Here is a 15,922-nt window from a genome sequence, read left to right as displayed (position 1 = left end):
AGCACTTGCTCCGGTCCCATACAGCGCGAGCGCGCCTCGTCCCATGCAACGCTGGTTGAGCGTAGTAAGAGGCGCCGGTTTTGCAAAAACTAGCCCAAAGGTAGATTTGCACGCGGACCGGCGCCCGCTTCGTTACACCCGACCGTTACTGGATCTTCTTGGCCTTTTCGAAGGCTTCGTCGATCGTGCCGACCATGTAGAACGCCTGCTCCGGCAGGTGATCGCACTCGCCACCAACGATCATCTTGAAGCCGCGGATGGTTTCCTTCAGCGGCACGTACTTGCCCGGTGAACCAGTGAACACTTCAGCGACGTGGAACGGCTGCGACAGGAAACGCTGGATCTTACGAGCGCGCGCGACGGCGAGCTTGTCTTCCGGCGCCAGTTCGTCCATGCCCAGAATCGCGATAATGTCGCGCAGTTCCTTGTAGCGCTGCAGCGTTTGCTGCACGCCGCGCGTGATCGAGTAGTGCTCTTCGCCAATCACGTTCGGGTCGATCTGACGCGAGGTCGAATCGAGCGGGTCGACTGCCGGGTAGATACCCAGCGAAGCGATGTCACGCGACAACACGACGGTTGCATCAAGGTGGCCGAAGGTCGTAGCCGGCGACGGGTCGGTCAAGTCGTCCGCAGGGACGTACACGGCCTGCACCGACGTGATCGAGCCGGTCTTGGTCGACGTAATACGCTCTTGCAGCTTACCCATTTCTTCAGCCAGCGTCGGCTGATAGCCCACTGCCGACGGCATACGGCCGAGCAGTGCCGACACTTCGGTACCGGCCAGCGTGAAACGGTAGATGTTGTCGACGAAGAACAGCACGTCCAGACCTTCGTCACGGAAATGCTCAGCCATCGTCAGACCGGTCAGCGCGACGCGCAGACGGTTGCCCGGCGGCTCGTTCATCTGGCCGTACACCAGCGCGACCTTGTCGAGAACGTTCGAGTCTTTCATTTCATGATAGAAGTCGTTCCCTTCGCGGGTACGCTCGCCAACACCGGCGAACACGGAATAACCACCGTGTTCCTTGGCGATGTTGTTGATCAGTTCCATCATGTTCACGGTCTTGCCCACACCAGCGCCACCGAACAGACCCACCTTGCCGCCCTTGGCGAACGGGCAGATCAGGTCGATCACCTTGATACCCGTTTCGAGCAGCTCGGTCGACGGCGACAGTTCGTCGAACGCCGGAGCCTTCTGGTGAATGCCGCGCGTGACGTCCGAGTTGATCGGACCGGCTTCGTCGATCGGACGACCCAGCACGTCCATGATCCGGCCGAGGGTCGGCTTGCCGACCGGCACGCTGATCGGTTTGCCGGTGTTCTTCACAGTCGTACCGCGGCGCAGGCCGTCGGATGCACCCAGACAGATGGTCCGCACGACGCCGTCGCCCAGCTGCTGCTGGACTTCGAGGGTCAGTTCGGAACCGTCGAGAACGAGCGCGTCGTAAATCTTCGGCATGTGCTCACGCGGGAATTCCACGTCGATCACCGCGCCGATGCACTGTACGATCTTGCCTTCTACCAAAGCAGTAGTACTCATCGCTTTTCCTTTAGATACTCAATTCTTCACTCGCGCAAAGGCGCAGTTTCGGTGGGGCCACCCCCATGGGCGCACACGAAGCGGTATGCCTGATCGTTACGCTCAGACAGCCGCCGCACCACCGACGATTTCCGACAGTTCTTTCGTGATCGCTGCCTGGCGGCTCTTGTTGTACACGAGCTGCAGGTCGTTGATGACCGTCTTCGCGTTGTCCGAAGCGGCCTTCATTGCGACCATCCGTGCCGACTGCTCCGACGCCATGTTTTCCGCGACAGCCTGATACACCAGCGCTTCCACATAACGCACGAGCAACTCGTCCACCACTGCCTGTGCGTCCGGCTCGTAGATGTAGTCCCACGACGTGCGCGGAGTCGTGCCTTCGTCTTCCTTGCGCTCGAACTGGTCTGCCGACAGCGGCAGCAGTTGCTCGATCACCGCTTCCTGCTTCATCGTGTTGACGAAGCGCGTGTACGCCAGGTACACCGCGGAAATCTGGCCTTCCGAGTACATGTCCAACTGCACCTTCACCGCGCCGATCAGCTTCTCGAGGTGTGGCGTGTCGCCCAGATGCACGACGTTCGACACGACCTTCGCGCGCAGGCGGTTCAGAAAGCCGAGACCCTTGCTGCCGATCGCCGTTGCTTCGATCGACTTGCCCTGGCCTTCCAGTTCCTTGAACTTCTGCAGCGCAGCGCGCAGCACGTTCGTGTTCATGCCGCCGCACAGACCCTTGTCGGTCGTCACGAGGATGATGCCGGCCGTCTTCGCGCCCTCGTTCTCCACCATGAACGGGTGGCGATACTCGGGGTTCGCACGGCTCATGTGCGCAGCGATGTCGCGGACCTTGTCGGCATACGGGCGAGCAGCGCGCATGCGCTCCTGAGCGCGGCGCATCTTCGATGCGGCCACCATCTCCATCGCTTTCGTGATCTTGCGCGTGTTTTGCACGCTCTTGATCTTGCCGCGAATTTCCTTCATTCCAGCCATTGCTTGCTCCTTGTCGGCCCGGATTAGCGCTTTAGCGGTAACTCGGGCCCATGCAAAGCGATCGAAGCAGCGCGGGGACATTCACATGCGGCCCGCGCCGCTTCAAGGTGTTTATGCCTTGCGGGTCACTCGCGGATCAATAAGCGCCGGACTTCTTGAAGTCTTTGAGGGCAGCGTGCAGCGTGCCTTCGTCGTCCTTCGAGAGTTCCTTGGTGTCTTCGATGCGCTTGATCAGGTCCGCGTGCTTCGACTTCAGGTAATCACGCAGGCCCTTTTCGAACGGCAGTACTTGCGCGACTTCCAGATCGTCGAGGTAACCGTTGTTCGCAGCGAACAGCGCAACCGCCAGTTCCCACACTTGCAGCGGCTGATACTGCGGCTGCTTCAGCAGTTCGGTCACGCGGCGGCCGCGTTCGAGCTGCTTGCGGGTGGCTTCGTCGAGGTCCGAAGCGAACTGCGCGAACGCAGCCAGTTCACGGTACTGCGCCAGGTCGGTACGGATACCGCCCGACAGCTTCTTCACAACCTTCGTCTGGGCCGCACCACCGACGCGCGACACCGACACGCCGGCGTTAATTGCCGGGCGGATACCTGCGTTGAAGAGGTCGGTTTCCAGGAAGATCTGGCCGTCGGTAATCGAGATCACGTTCGTCGGAACGAATGCGGTCACGTCGCCTGCTTGCGTTTCAATGATCGGCAGTGCCGTCAGCGAACCGCTCTTGCCCTTCACTTCGCCGTTCGTGAACTTCTCGACGTACTCTTCCGAGACGCGAGCTGCACGCTCGAGCAGACGCGAGTGCAGATAGAACACGTCGCCCGGGTAAGCTTCACGGCCCGGCGGGCGGCGCAGCAGCAGCGAAATCTGGCGGTATGCCCAGGCTTGCTTGGTCAAGTCGTCATAAACGATCAGCGCGTCCTGGCCGCGATCGCGGAAGTATTCGCCCATCGAGCAGCCGGCGTACGGTGCGAGGTATTGCATCGCAGCCGATTCCGAAGCCGAAGCGGCCACGACGATCGTGTATTCCATCGCGCCGCTTTCTTCGAGCTTGCGCACCACGTTCATGATCGACGAAGCCTTCTGGCCGATCGCGACGTAGATACAGAAGAGGTTCTTGCCCTTCTGGTTGATGATCGCGTCGACAGCCACGGCCGTCTTGCCGCACTGGCGGTCGCCAATGATCAGCTCGCGCTGGCCACGGCCAACCGGCACCATCGCGTCGATCGATTTCAGGCCGGTCTGGACCGGCTCCGACACCGACTTACGCCAGATCACGCCCGGTGCGATCTTTTCGATGGGGTCGGTCATCTTGGCGTTGACCGGGCCCTTGCCGTCGATCGGGTTGCCGAGTGCATCGACCACGCGGCCGAGCAGTTCCGGACCCACCGGCACTTCGAGAATGCGGCCCGTCGTCTTGACGATGTCGCCTTCCGAAATGTGCTCGTATTCACCCAGAATCACGGCGCCGACCGAGTCGCGCTCGAGGTTCAGCGCGAGACCGTAGGTGTTGCCCGGGAATTCGAGCATTTCGCCCTGCATCACTTCCGACAGGCCGTGGATACGCACGATACCGTCGGTCACGGAGATCACGGTGCCCTGGTTGCGAACGTCTGCGCTCGCTTCAAGGCCCTGGATCCGGCTCTTGATCAGCTCGCTGATCTCAGAGGGATTGAGTTGCATTATTCGCTCCTGATAGTCAATTCTGTTGCGTGCCAGCCGCTTCAGCGCTTATGAAGCGCGTCAGGCCGTCAGAGCCGTCTGCATGCTGGCAAGCCGCGCGCGGACCGAGGTATCGAGCACTTCATCGCCGACCGTCACACGCACGCCGCCGATCAGCGACGAGTCGACCTCGACCACCGGCTTCAGCTTGCGTTTGAACTTGCGTTCGAGACTGGCGACGAGGTCGTTCAACTGCGCGCCTTCGAGCGGGAATGCGCTGACGATCAGCGCATCGGCCGCGCCTTCGCGCGCGTTCTTCAACGCTTCGAACTGCGTGGCGATTTCCGGCAGCAGTTGCAGACGGTGGTTGTCCACCAGCATTTGCACCAGATTCTTCGCCTGGGCGTTGTCCTTGAGCGGCGACTTGACCGCGGCCAGCAGCAGATCGCTGACCTGGGTGCGGCTTACTTTCGGGCTCGTGGCGATCGACAGCACTTCGGGCAGACGCGCAACCTCTGCCAGCTCCTGCACGAGCGTGGACCAGGCGGCGATGTCACCAGCTTCGGCCACGCCAAACAGCGCTTCTGCGTACGGACGGGCGATGGTTGCAAGTTCGGCCATGATCAGAGCTCGGCTTTCAGTTGATTCAGCAGGTCAGCGTGAGCTGCCTGGTCGACTTCGCGCTTCAGGATCTGTTCAGCGCCCTTGACGGCGAGCGTAGCGACTTCGCCGCGCAGCGCTTCGCGCGCCTTGACGACTTGTTGCTCGGCATCGGCCTTCGCTTGCGCGATGATGCGGGCGGCTTCAGCCTGGGCCTGGGCCTTGATTTCGTCAGCGAGGGTCACTGCGCGCTTTTCGGCGTCAGCAATGCGTTGCTGGCCGTCGTTGCGTGCCTGTGCCAGTTCCTGGTCGACGCGCTTGTGCGCGGCTTCCAGCTCCGCCTTGCCCTTTTCAGCGGCAGACAGACCTTCGGCGATCTTCTTCGCGCGCTCGTCGAGGGCGTTGACCAACGGCGGCCACACGAACTTCATCGTGAACCACGCGAGGATCAGGAACACGACCATTTGCGCAAACAGGGTTGCGTTGAGATTCACGGTGTTTCCTTAAACGTTGCTAGTTCGGAAAGTGAAACGGCAAGGCGCTCATCGATTCTGTATTCGATCAGCGCCCGAGTGCCCGTTCCGCCCTGCACCTTTACCAGTTATAGCTCAGGCGCAAACTTCCGAGGAACCTCAGCCTGCCAGCTTCGACAGCAGCGGGTTCGCGAACGCAAACAGCATTGCCACACCAACGCCAATCAGGAACGCCGCATCGATCAGACCAGCCAGCAGGAACATCTTGGTTTGCAGCGGGTTCATCAGTTCCGGCTGGCGAGCGCATGCTTCAATGTACTTGCCGCCCATCAGGCCGATACCGATACAGGCGCCGATAGCACCCAGGCCGATGATGATGCCGATACCGATGGCGGTCAGACCCTGGATGTTGGCGATGAAAGCTTGCATGATCACTCCTTTGTGAAAAGTCTTTTGAAAACTAGGATTTAAAAAACCAAAAAGCTAAAGCGATTCGTGGTTCGACAGCGCAAATTAATGCTTGTCGTGTGCCTGGCCGAGGTATACCAGCGTCAGCATCATGAAAATGAACGCCTGCAGCAGCACGATCAGAATGTGGAAGATGGCCCACACGCTGCCGGCGATCACGTGGCCGATGAAGCCAAGCACCGTCGTGTCCGCGCCGAAGCTCCAGATGCTGCCCAAGAGGGCAATCAGCAGGAACAGCAGTTCGCCCGCGTACATGTTGCCGAACAGCCGCATGCCCAGGGAAACCGTCTTTGCGACGAACTCGATGATGTTCAGTGCCAGGTTCGGGATCCACAGCAGGGGATGCGCGCCGAACGGAGCGGACAGCAGTTCGTGCACGAAGCCGCCGGCGCCCTTGATCTTGAAGTTGTAGTAAATCATCAGCACGAACACGCCGAGCGCGATGCCGATCGTGCCGTTGAGGTCGGCCGTCGGAACGATGCGGTGGTGCGGAATGACTTGAGAGAGACCCAGCCAGCCGATCACGCGGCCCGGCAGGTCGACGGGGATAAAGTCGAGCGAGTTCATCAGGGCGACCCAGACGAACACGAACAGAGCGAGCGGCGCAATGAACGTGCGGCTGCCGTGAATCATGGCCTTCGATTGGTCTTCGACCATCTCGACCAGCATTTCGATCGCGCACTGGAAGCGGCCCGGCACGCCGGGGGTCGCCTTACGGGCAGCGAGATGCAGGATGAAGATGGTGAGCAGGCCGCAAGCGATCGACCAGAACAGGGTGTCGAGATTCCAGACGTGGATATCGAAAATCGACGTCTGGTGCGCGGTGGAGAGGTTCTGCAAGTGGTGCGCGATGTACTCGGACGGATCCATCGCGCGCGTTCCTTCGCTAGCTGCCATATCGTTAATGCCACCCAAATTGTCGAAAATCGTTCCGGGCCGCTCCCGCCGCAACAGTGTATTGCGGGAACATGCCGGCGCAGGTCATGTCTTACCCGCGCGCCGTTTTGCCGGCGCCGTGCGCCAGCCAGTATTTTTTGCGTTACTTCACCGCTCACCGCCAGGCGAGCGCGATCCAGTACGTCTTCAATGCTATGAGGTAGGTCACGAGCAGCGGAACCCAGCGTACGTCGTGATACCAGAAAGCGATGGCTACAAACATCGCGATCGTTGTCCCCATCTTGAGCGCTTCGCCGAGTACCCAGCTCATCACCGTTTCGGCGCCGCTCAGTGTTCTTAGGCGTGCCGCGAACATCGCGCCCGGCACCCAGCAGATCGCTCCCCCCAGGAACGCGGACAGCGCAGCAGCGCCCGGCGGCTTGTAGAACAGCCACCACACCAGCGTAGCACCCAGGGACAAAACCATTTGCGCCGCCACCACCTTGAAAGGCGTGACACGCGATGGACGACTCACATTCGGGCCAAACAGCTTTTCTGCCTCAGCCCGCGTGAGCGGAACGATATTGTTATCTTGTTGCTCGACATCCCACGCTTCGTCATGCGTGACTTGGTGGCCGGACGCAGCGGAAAACTTGCGTTCTGCGCGGTGTTCGTCGCGCCCATTTTGCGGCGCTTGATTCGACGTTTTGACCGCCATCGCAGTGTTCCGAAAGTCTGATGCCGCCCGTCCGCTTACGCGACGCTTACGGGGTTGCCGTGCAATTAAATCCGGGCGATTGTAAGCGATAGTTGCAGGCAATTCAAGACTTTAGGCCGTTCAATAACCCGTGTGAAAAGGCACCTCATGATGCGGGAAAACCCGTTTCGAAGGTCAAACGACGTCAACTGTAAGGCGGCCGGGCGGCGGAGAAAAATGCGTGATGAATCGGCCAGATTAACGAGGGATAACTAGCACGAAGGACGCTCTGGCGTCCGTATCAAATATGCAACAGGAGCCAGCCGCCCACTGCCCCGCCGGCCAGCCAGAACGGCACGGCGTACAGGTGAAACGGCCACCACATGCCGCGCTGCTTCGACAGCCGCACGGCGATCAGATTCGCCAGCGAGCCGATCGCGATACCGAAGCCGCCGACGCTGACACCGAATGCCAGCGCACGCCAGTCTTTGGTGAACTCGGCGAGCATGATCGCCGCGGGAACATTGCTGATGCCTTGTGACAGAACGGCCCCTGCGGCAAAAGCACGCAGCGGAGTCGCCAGGCCCAGTTGGCCGACCGTCTGATGCACCCACGGCAGCGCCGCGGCGCTGCGCAACACGATGAACATGAACACGAAGATCAGCAGCAGCAGCCAGTCGATCTTCAGTACGATCTCGCGCCGCCACAGCAGGAAACCGCCCATCACGCCCGCGAGTCCGATGCCCGCATGGTGCGAATCCGCCAGCAGCACGAAGGCGACGAACAGCAGCGCGGCAACGCCGACCAGTCGCCGGTCAACGTCGTGGGCGCCCGCGTCTTTCGAGAGATCGAGCGGCTTCGCGCGGAAACTGAACGCCGCCAGCAGGTAAAGCATCGCCATCAAGGCGACGCACAGCGGAGCCAGGCCCCAGACGAAGCGGCCAAATGAGACCCCGCCGGTTTGCCAGAGAAAGAGATTTTGCGGATTGCCGAGCGGCGTCAGGACCGAGCCCGCGTTCACCGACAACGCAATGAAGATCACAAGGCGCTTGAGCGGGAACGGCGCGAGTTCGTGCAGCGACAACGTGAGCGGAACGACCACGAACAACGCGACGTCGTTGGTCAGCAGCGTCGAGAGCCCTGCCGCCAGCCCGATCAGCAAAAAGGCGAGACCCCGTTCCGAGTGGATGGAATGGATTACGCGATGCGCCATCCACATCAGGAATCCTGATAATTCGATGGCCTTGGTCAAGATCAGGAGTCCTGCAAGTGTCAGGACGGTCTGCCAGTCGACGAGATCCGGTAACGAGCGCCACGGGCGCGGGTGCAGGCACTGCAGCGCGATCAGCGCGACGACGAGCACGGAGAGGACCGGCTCCTTCGTCGCGAGGACAATCAGCTTATGCAGCGGATGACGTGGGGTGGTTTCGGACCGGCGCTCGACAACCGTCACGGCAATCGATCGGTCAGGCGGTAGCATTGCCGCGCAGGCGGGCGAGGATGCCTTCGAGCGCGTCGAGGTCGCCGAAGTCCACCAGCACCTGGCCGCGTCCGCGGCGGCCGAGCTTGATTTTGACCGTGGCGGCCAGCAGATCCGACAACTCTTCTTCGAGGCGGCGCGTATCGCGGCCGCCGTCATTGTTCGCCTTCGCTTTGACCGCCGGCGCTGCCTTGGTGGTCGTGGTCACGAGCTTTTCGGTTTCACGCACCGACATGCGCTTGTTGACCACCTGGTTGGCGAGCGTGATCTGCGTGGCGGCGTCCACCGCCAGCAAGGCGCGGGCATGACCCATGTCGAGATCGCCGGCCAGCAGCATCGTCTGCACGGGCGTGGCCAGATTCAAAAGACGCAGCAGATTCGACACCGCACTGCGCGAGCGCCCCACCGACTCCGCCGCCTGCTCATGCGTAAAGCTGAATTCGTCGAGCAGGCGCTGGATACCCTGTGCCTCTTCCAGCGGATTCAGGTCCTCGCGCTGAATGTTCTCGATCAGCGCCATCGCGGCCGCGGCCTGGTCGGGCACATCCCGCACCAGCACCGGTACTTCGTCCAGACCGGCCAGGCGCGCCGCGCGGAAACGCCGCTCGCCGGCAATGATTTCGTACTTCTCTGCCGAGACCGGGCGCACGAGGATCGGCTGCATCAGCCCCTGCGCGCGGATGCTGGCCGCCAGCTCCTGCAACGCGCCTTCGTCCATGCGCGTGCGCGGCTGATACTTGCCGGCCTGCAGTTTGCCGAGCGGCAACACGTGCGGCGCGCCGTCGATCTTCACGGCCTCGGTGATGTCCGCGCTGCCGCCGAGCAAAGCTTCCAGCCCGCGGCCCAATCCCTTCTTTCTTGCTACTGCATTCATCGTGCTTCCTTTCAGGAAAACGCCGGGCGGTCCCAAGTTATCCATGCTCGCGCGTCAGATCGCGCGCACCCGTTCAATCATTTCCGCGCCGAATTGCACATAGGCCTGCGCGCCGCGCGAGGCCCGGTCGAATACCACGCCCGGCAGCCCGTAGCTCGGCGCTTCGGCAAGACGGACGTTGCGCGGAATGACGACGTCGAACACCTTGTCGCCAAAATGCTCTTTCAATTGATCCGAAACCTGTTGTTGCAGCGTGATGCGCGGGTCGAACATCACACGTAGCAGGCCAATCACCTTCAGATCGCGATTCAGGTTCGCGTGCACCTGCTTGATCGTGTTGACGAGGTCCGACAACCCCTCCAGCGCGAAGTACTCGCACTGCATCGGGATCACCACGCCGTGCGCGGCGCACAGGCCATTGAGCGTCAGCAACGACAAGGCTGGCGGACAATCGATCAGCACAAAGTCGTATTCGCCGATCACCAGCGCGAGCGCGTCCTTCAACTGACGCTCGCGATTCGGCACATTGACCAGTTCGACTTCGGCGCCCGCCAGCTCGCGATTGGCCGGCAACACATCATACGAAACCGCTTCGGGCCGCACGCGTGCATCGGTCACGGCCACGCCATCCACCAGCACTTCGTAGACGGTATTCGCGCAGGCGGCCTTGTCGATACCGCTGCCCATCGTGGCATTGCCCTGAGGGTCCAGGTCGATGAGCAGGACACGTTGTCCCTGCGATGCGAGGCTCGCGGCGAGATTGACCGTTGTCGTCGTCTTGCCGACGCCACCCTTCTGGTTCGCAACGCAGAAGATTTTTGCCATCGTTGGTGTGTCCCTTTTTGCTGCCTTGATGAATTGGAGTGCTCTTGCTTTCGCTTCGCCGGGACGTCAACTGTCGGCGTCCAGCACCACCTCGACCAGGTGGCGTTCGGCATCGAGCGCCGGCACCTTGAGCCGGATGATCTGTTTCGCGTGCGAGCCCTGCGGCAGCCGTTCGATCTCGCCGTCCGGGCGCACACCCTTCATGGCCCAGATCGCGCCCTGCTCCGCAACCAGATGACGGGCCAGTGTAACGAAATCCGCGAGCTCTGCGAATGCACGTGAGACGATTACATCAAACTTTGCCGGCACTTCTACGCCAGGTTTCAGCGTTTCGACGCGGCCGGTCACCACCGAGAGATTGGTCAGGCCGAGTTCCGCTTTTGCCTGTGCCTGGAATGCGGTCTTTTTATGAACGATGTCGTTGAGCGTGACCGTCCAGTCAGGCAAGACGATCGCCATCACGATGCCCGGCAGGCCACCGCCGGAGCCGACGTCGAGCGCGGACGACGGACCCAGGCCGGCGAGATGCGGCACGATCGAAAGCGAATCCAGAATGTGCTGAATCAGCATTTGGCGCGGGTCGCGGATGGCCGTGAGGTTGTACACCGCATTCCACTTCGCGAGCAACGCGACGTAGTCGAGCAGCTTGCCGATCTGCGCGTCGCTCAGGCCGAGGCCCAGTTCCTGAACACCCTCGGTGAGCAACGCGCCCAGCGCTTCCCTGCTGTCCGCGCCGCCGAACCCCTTCTGCCGAGCCGTCATTGCGTCACCGGCGTGGTGTCGCTATCGGTGGTGCCGGCGGATTGGGTCGAGCGGCGCCCGAGACCGCGCTTCAGGTGAACCATCAACAACGAGATCGCCGCCGGCGTAATGCCGGAGATGCGCGAGGCCTGACCAATGGTTTCCGGGCGGAATTGGGTCAGCTTCTGGCGCGCTTCGAAGGAAAGGCCGCGCACTTCAGCGTAGTCCAGCCCTTCCGGCAAACGGGTGTTCTCATGCGACTCGTTGCGCTCGATTTCCCCAGCCTGACGCTCGATGTAACCCTGATACTTGATGCCGATCTCGATCTGTTCCTTGATCTGCGCCAGCAGAACGTCGTCGTCGGCCAAGGCTTCCGCCGGCGCACAGACGCCTTCACGCAAGCCACATACGCCGTCGTACGTCACCCCCGGACGGCGCAGCAGATCGGCGAGGCTGTACTCGTGGTCGATCGGCTTGCCGAGCAAGGCTGTCGCTTCTTCCGCGGACAGCGACTTGGGATTCACCCACGTCGTGCGCAGGCGCTCTGTTTCACGTGAAACAGCATCGCGCTTACGGCTGAACGCGTCCCAGCGGACGTCGTCGACCACGCCAAGTTCACGGCCAATCTCGGTCAGACGCATATCCGCGTTGTCTTCCCGCAGGCTCAGGCGATATTCGGCGCGGCTCGTGAACATCCGGTACGGCTCCGACACGCCGCGCGTCACCAGATCGTCGACCAGCACCCCGAGGTACGCCTGATCGCGGCGCGGGCACCAGGCATCCCGGCCCTGTACATGCAAGCCCGCGTTGATCCCAGCCAACAGGCCTTGCGCCGCGGCCTCTTCGTATCCGGTCGTGCCGTTGATCTGGCCGGCGAAGAACAACCCGTTGATCACCTTGGTTTCCAGCGAGGCCTTCAAGCCGCGCGGATCGAAGTAGTCATACTCGATCGCATAGCCCGGACGCAGGATATGCGCGTGCTCGAGGCCGACCATCGAGCGAACCAGTTCCAGTTGCACGTCGAACGGCAGGCTGGTGGAGATCCCGTTGGGGTAAAACTCGTTGGTCGTCAGCCCTTCCGGTTCCAGGAAGATCTGGTGCGATTCCTTCGACGCGAAGCGGTGAATCTTGTCCTCAATCGACGGACAATAACGCGGCCCCACCCCTTCGATAACGCCCGTGTACATCGGCGACCGGTCAAGCCCGCCGCGGATGATGTCGTGGGTACGCTCGTTGGTATGCGTGACCCAGCACGGCACCTGACGCGGATGCTGCTCGACGCGCCCCAGGAACGAAAATACTGGAACCGGATCCAGATCGCCCGGCTGTTCCTCGAGCTTCGAAAAATCGATCGTGCGGCCATCGATCCGCGGCGGCGTCCCCGTCTTCAACCGGCCTTGCGGCAGCTTCAATTCCTTGAGACGCGCCGACAACGACACCGCCGCCGGATCGCCCGCACGGCCGCCGGTGTAGTTGTTCAGACCCACGTGAATCTTGCCGTCCAGGAAGGTGCCCGCCGTCAGCACGACAGCGCGCGACCGGAAGCGAATTCCAACCTGCGTCACCGCGCCCACAACCCGGTCCCCTTCCACCATCAGATCGTCCACCGCCTGCTGGAACAACCAGAGGTTCGGTTGATTCTCAAGCCGATGCCGAATCGCCTGCTTATACAGCAAGCGATCGGCCTGCGCGCGAGTTGCACGCACGGCAGGACCTTTAGAGGAATTCAGGATGCGGAACTGGATACCGCCTTCGTCAGTGGCTGCGGCCATCGCACCGCCGAGCGCGTCGACTTCCTTCACCAGATGGCCCTTGCCAATACCGCCAATCGACGGATTGCAGCTCATCTGGCCGAGGGTTTCGATGTTGTGCGTCAGCAGGAGCGTCTTGTTGCCCATGCGAGCGGAAGCCAAAGCGGCTTCGGTGCCGGCATGGCCGCCACCAACGACGATTACGTCAAATTCTGTGGGATAAAGCATCGCGGATCTCACGCCAGGACACCGCGTGAACCTTCTAAGGAAAATGTATGGGCGAATTATAGCGGGTTCGCTTTTGGCCCGAATTTCGTCCGAATGGGACAGATATAAAAAAAGCGGTGTGTTTCACGTGAAACACACCGCCCGATCTACCGCAAACCGTTGAAGCAGAAGGCTTTACGCTACCTTCTTCGTCAAGCCGAGATATGTCTCGATCACGCGCGGATTCTGCGCCAAATCCGCCGCCGGGCCCTCGAGCGCCAACTCGCCAGTCTCCAGCACGTAGCCGTAATCCGAAATCTGCAACGCGGCGCGCGCGTTCTGCTCGATCAACAGCGTCGCCACTCCGGTCTGCCGCAGCGCGCTAATGATGTGAAAAATCTCCTTCACGATCAGCGGCGCGAGCCCAAGGCTCGGCTCGTCGAGCATCAGTAATTCCGGCTTGCCCATCAGCGCCCTGCCGACCGCCAGCATCTGGCGCTCGCCGCCGGAAAGCGTTCCAGCCGCCTGCTTGCGACGCTCCTTCAAGCGCGGAAACAGCATAAAGACCGGTTCGAGCTGATCGAGATAATTGCGCTCGCCCGCCCGCTTGCGCCGATACGCCCCGAGCACCAGGTTGTCTTCGACGCTCATCGTCGCGAATAGCTCGCGCTTCTCCGGGACCAGGCACATGCCACGCGCCACCCGCTTTTCGACCGGCACCGCGCTGACATCCTCGTTGTGATACACGATCGCGCCTTTTGCGTGACCAGTCACCGGCAGCGCGCCCATGATCGCGTTCAGCAGCGTCGACTTGCCCGCTCCGTTCGGACCGATCACCGAGACAATCTGTCCCGGCCTCACCTTGATACTGGCGCCATGCAGCGCCTCGATCTTGCCGTAGCGGACCGATAAGCCTTCGACGTCCAGGATCGGCACAGCGGAATTCATCATCGTTCTCATCAGTCCACCCCGCCCAGGTACGCTTCGAGAACCGCCGGATCTTTCTGCACCTCCTCCGGCAAGCCTTCTGCGATCCGCGTTCCAAACTCCATCACCACCAGCCGATCCGTCAGGTTCATCACGAAATCCATATCGTGTTCGACTAGCAGCACACTCATCCCCTCTTCCTTGAGCTTGCGCAGCAAGACGGCGAGCTGCTGCTTTTCCTGATAGCGAAGACCGGCCGCCGGCTCGTCGAGTAACAGCAACGTCGGATCGCAGCACAGGGCACGAGCAATTTCGAGAATCCGCTGCTGCCCCAAAGCGAGGCTCCCCGCTTCGTCGTACATATGCGCCTCGAGCCCCACGCGGCGAATCTGCCGGGCCGCTTCCGCCATCAGGCGTCCTTCTTCCGCGCCGTTCAGCCTGGCGACACTGCGCCACACGCCCGCATGACCACGCAAATGCGCGCCGATCGCCACGTTCTCCAGCACGCTCATACTGGGCAGCAACTTGACGTGCTGGAACGTGCGGCCAATGCCGCGCTTAACGATCTGACGGGAGGTAAGCGCGTCGATCCGTTCGCCACGGAACGTGATCTCGCCGCTGGTTGCGCGCAGCACGCCCGTCACGAGGTTGAAGGTCGTCGACTTACCCGCTCCGTTCGGCCCAATCAGGCCAATAATCTGCCCCGCCTTCATCTCGAAGCTGACGTCGTTCACCGCCACCAGGCCGCCGAACTGCTTGCGCGCCTTGTCGACGGTCAAAAGCGTTTCACCGGCCGCCGGCTTGCTGCGCTGCGGCAACGGCTCCGCCTGCTCCGGCACGTGAGCCTGCGGCCCGCGCGGAAAGAGGCGCGCCACGAACGGCCACACGCCTTGCCGCGCGTACTGCAGCAACACCACCATTAGCACACCGAACACGATCACTTCGAAATTGCCGCTCTCCCCCAGCAGCTTGGGCAGTAGCGTCTGCAGATAATCCTGCAGGATGGTGAGGATCGCGGCACCTAGCACCGCGCCCCAGACGTGCGCGACGCCACCCACCACCGCCATGAACAGAAACTCGATGCCGTGGTTCAAACCAAACGGCGTCGGATTCACGGCGCGCTGCAAATGCGCGTAGAGGAAACCGGAGATCGACGCCAGCACGGCGGCGTAGACAAAGATCACCACGCGCATCCACGCCGTATTGACGCCCATTGCTTCTGCCATCGCGCCGCCGCCGCGCAGCGCGCGAATCGCCCGTCCCGGCCGGCTATTAAGCAGGTTCTGAACGGAAACCACCGCACCGAGCACCACCACCCAGATCAGGTAGTAGATATGGCGTCCGGACTCCAGATTGATGCCGAACACGTTGAGCACTGGAATGCCGTTGATACCGTCGTATTTGCCGAGGATGTCGAGATTGCCGAACAGGTAGAACAGCGCCAGCCCCCACGCTATTGTGCCAAGCGGCAAGAAATGTCCTGAGAGCCGCATCGTCACTGCGCCGAGCATCAACGCAATCAGTGCCGTCAGCACCACGCCGACGATCAGTGCGAGCCACGGCGAGACGCCGTACTGCGTCGTCAGAAATGCGGTCGCATAGGCGCCGACGCCGACAAACGCCGCCTGCCCGAAGCTCGTCATGCCGCCGATGCCCGTCAGCAGCACGAGACCAATCGCCACGATCGCATACAGGCCGATGTAATTGAGCAGCGTGACCCAATACTCGGGCACATGAAGCGGCTGCGGCAGCACCGGCAGCGCGAACATCACCACGAGGAACAACCAGAAGAACTTGTTTTGCAAGATGCGTTTCATCG

The 15,922-nt window shown here is 61.6% G+C and carries 15 protein-coding genes; all 15 read right to left on the bottom strand.

What is annotated here, in order from left to right; all coding sequences use genetic code 11:
- Nucleotides 1–145: 145 nt before the first annotated feature.
- Nucleotides 146–1,540 (bottom strand): F0F1 ATP synthase subunit beta, encoded by a 1,395-nt coding sequence (gene atpD / locus AC1ECK_RS04025; RefSeq protein ID WP_480316105.1) that lies wholly within the window; start codon nt 1,538–1,540, stop codon nt 146–148.
- Nucleotides 1,541–1,642: 102 nt separating this feature from the next.
- On the bottom strand, nt 1,643–2,527 hold the full coding sequence (gene atpG, locus AC1ECK_RS04020) for a F0F1 ATP synthase subunit gamma (RefSeq protein WP_480316103.1): 885 nt from the start codon (nt 2,525–2,527) through the stop codon (nt 1,643–1,645).
- A 136-nt stretch (nt 2,528–2,663) separates the two neighbouring features.
- On the bottom strand, nt 2,664–4,205 hold the full coding sequence (gene atpA / locus AC1ECK_RS04015) for a F0F1 ATP synthase subunit alpha (RefSeq protein WP_480316101.1): 1,542 nt from the start codon (nt 4,203–4,205) through the stop codon (nt 2,664–2,666).
- A 60-nt stretch (nt 4,206–4,265) separates the two neighbouring features.
- Entirely contained in the window at nt 4,266–4,805 is a 540-nt protein-coding gene (locus AC1ECK_RS04010; RefSeq protein ID WP_480316099.1) for a F0F1 ATP synthase subunit delta, read from the bottom strand.
- 2 nt (nt 4,806–4,807) lie between these two features.
- Nucleotides 4,808–5,278 (bottom strand): F0F1 ATP synthase subunit B, encoded by a 471-nt coding sequence (locus AC1ECK_RS04005; protein ID WP_480316097.1) that lies wholly within the window; start codon nt 5,276–5,278, stop codon nt 4,808–4,810.
- Between the two features lie 138 nt (nt 5,279–5,416).
- Complete coding sequence (atpE, locus tag AC1ECK_RS04000) at nt 5,417–5,686, bottom strand: F0F1 ATP synthase subunit C (protein ID WP_007180033.1); 270 nt, start codon at nt 5,684–5,686, stop codon at nt 5,417–5,419.
- An 84-nt stretch (nt 5,687–5,770) separates the two neighbouring features.
- On the bottom strand, nt 5,771–6,622 hold the full coding sequence (gene atpB, locus AC1ECK_RS03995) for a F0F1 ATP synthase subunit A (protein WP_480316095.1): 852 nt from the start codon (nt 6,620–6,622) through the stop codon (nt 5,771–5,773).
- 154 nt (nt 6,623–6,776) lie between these two features.
- Nucleotides 6,777–7,319 (bottom strand): ATP synthase subunit I, encoded by a 543-nt coding sequence (locus tag AC1ECK_RS03990; RefSeq protein ID WP_480316093.1) that lies wholly within the window; start codon nt 7,317–7,319, stop codon nt 6,777–6,779.
- Nucleotides 7,320–7,599: 280 nt separating this feature from the next.
- Nucleotides 7,600–8,778: an SLC13 family permease gene (locus AC1ECK_RS03985; RefSeq protein WP_480316091.1), complete on the bottom strand. Its 1,179-nt coding sequence runs from the start codon at nt 8,776–8,778 to the stop codon at nt 7,600–7,602.
- Nucleotides 8,765–9,652 carry a ParB/RepB/Spo0J family partition protein gene (locus AC1ECK_RS03980; protein WP_480316089.1) on the bottom strand — a complete coding sequence of 296 codons (888 nt, stop codon included), beginning with the start codon at nt 9,650–9,652 and terminating at the stop codon, nt 8,765–8,767. Before AC1ECK_RS03980 ends, AC1ECK_RS03985 begins: the two co-directional genes overlap by 14 nt.
- Before the next feature lie 54 nt (nt 9,653–9,706).
- Nucleotides 9,707–10,477, bottom strand: a complete 771-nt coding sequence (locus AC1ECK_RS03975) for a ParA family protein (RefSeq protein WP_480316087.1) — start codon at nt 10,475–10,477, stop codon at nt 9,707–9,709.
- Nucleotides 10,478–10,543: 66 nt separating this feature from the next.
- Nucleotides 10,544–11,239, bottom strand: a complete 696-nt coding sequence (rsmG, locus tag AC1ECK_RS03970) for a 16S rRNA (guanine(527)-N(7))-methyltransferase RsmG (protein WP_480316085.1) — start codon at nt 11,237–11,239, stop codon at nt 10,544–10,546.
- Complete coding sequence (gene mnmG / locus AC1ECK_RS03965; protein WP_480316083.1) at nt 11,236–13,197, bottom strand: tRNA uridine-5-carboxymethylaminomethyl(34) synthesis enzyme MnmG; 1,962 nt, start codon at nt 13,195–13,197, stop codon at nt 11,236–11,238. Before mnmG ends, rsmG begins: the two co-directional genes overlap by 4 nt.
- 174 nt (nt 13,198–13,371) lie before the next feature.
- Nucleotides 13,372–14,124 (bottom strand): ABC transporter ATP-binding protein, encoded by a 753-nt coding sequence (locus AC1ECK_RS03960; RefSeq protein WP_480316470.1) that lies wholly within the window; start codon nt 14,122–14,124, stop codon nt 13,372–13,374.
- A gap of 11 nt (nt 14,125–14,135) precedes the next feature.
- Nucleotides 14,136–15,920 carry a branched-chain amino acid ABC transporter ATP-binding protein/permease gene (locus AC1ECK_RS03955; protein ID WP_480316081.1) on the bottom strand — a complete coding sequence of 595 codons (1,785 nt, stop codon included), beginning with the start codon at nt 15,918–15,920 and terminating at the stop codon, nt 14,136–14,138.
- Nucleotides 15,921–15,922 lie beyond the last annotated feature (2 nt).

It is taken from the genome of Paraburkholderia sp. SSBN10T (assembly GCF_056619545.1).
The sequence above is the reverse complement of the archived record's forward strand: the minus strand, read 5'-3'. Positions and strand labels throughout refer to the sequence as shown.

Excerpts from the sequence above, each read along its gene's own strand:
- atpD (WP_480316105.1), bottom strand. The coding sequence starts at position 1,540 with ATGAGTACTACTGCTTTGGTAGAAGGCAAGATCGTACAGTGCATCGGC.
- atpG (WP_480316103.1), bottom strand. The coding sequence starts at position 2,527 with ATGGCTGGAATGAAGGAAATTCGCGGCAAGATCAAGAGCGTGCAAAAC.
- atpA (WP_480316101.1), bottom strand. The coding sequence starts at position 4,205 with ATGCAACTCAATCCCTCTGAGATCAGCGAGCTGATCAAGAGCCGGATC.
- AC1ECK_RS04010 (WP_480316099.1), bottom strand. The coding sequence starts at position 4,805 with ATGGCCGAACTTGCAACCATCGCCCGTCCGTACGCAGAAGCGCTGTTT.
- atpE (WP_007180033.1), bottom strand. The coding sequence starts at position 5,686 with ATGCAAGCTTTCATCGCCAACATCCAGGGTCTGACCGCCATCGGTATC.
- atpB (WP_480316095.1), bottom strand. The coding sequence starts at position 6,622 with ATGGCAGCTAGCGAAGGAACGCGCGCGATGGATCCGTCCGAGTACATC.
- AC1ECK_RS03990 (WP_480316093.1), bottom strand. The coding sequence starts at position 7,319 with ATGGCGGTCAAAACGTCGAATCAAGCGCCGCAAAATGGGCGCGACGAA.
- AC1ECK_RS03985 (WP_480316091.1), bottom strand. The coding sequence starts at position 8,778 with ATGCTACCGCCTGACCGATCGATTGCCGTGACGGTTGTCGAGCGCCGG.
- AC1ECK_RS03980 (WP_480316089.1), bottom strand. The coding sequence starts at position 9,652 with ATGAATGCAGTAGCAAGAAAGAAGGGATTGGGCCGCGGGCTGGAAGCT.
- AC1ECK_RS03975 (WP_480316087.1), bottom strand. The coding sequence starts at position 10,477 with ATGGCAAAAATCTTCTGCGTTGCGAACCAGAAGGGTGGCGTCGGCAAG.
- rsmG (WP_480316085.1), bottom strand. The coding sequence starts at position 11,239 with ATGACGGCTCGGCAGAAGGGGTTCGGCGGCGCGGACAGCAGGGAAGCG.
- mnmG (WP_480316083.1), bottom strand. The coding sequence starts at position 13,197 with ATGCTTTATCCCACAGAATTTGACGTAATCGTCGTTGGTGGCGGCCAT.
- AC1ECK_RS03960 (WP_480316470.1), bottom strand. The coding sequence starts at position 14,124 with ATGAATTCCGCTGTGCCGATCCTGGACGTCGAAGGCTTATCGGTCCGC.
- AC1ECK_RS03955 (WP_480316081.1), bottom strand. The coding sequence starts at position 15,920 with ATGAAACGCATCTTGCAAAACAAGTTCTTCTGGTTGTTCCTCGTGGTG.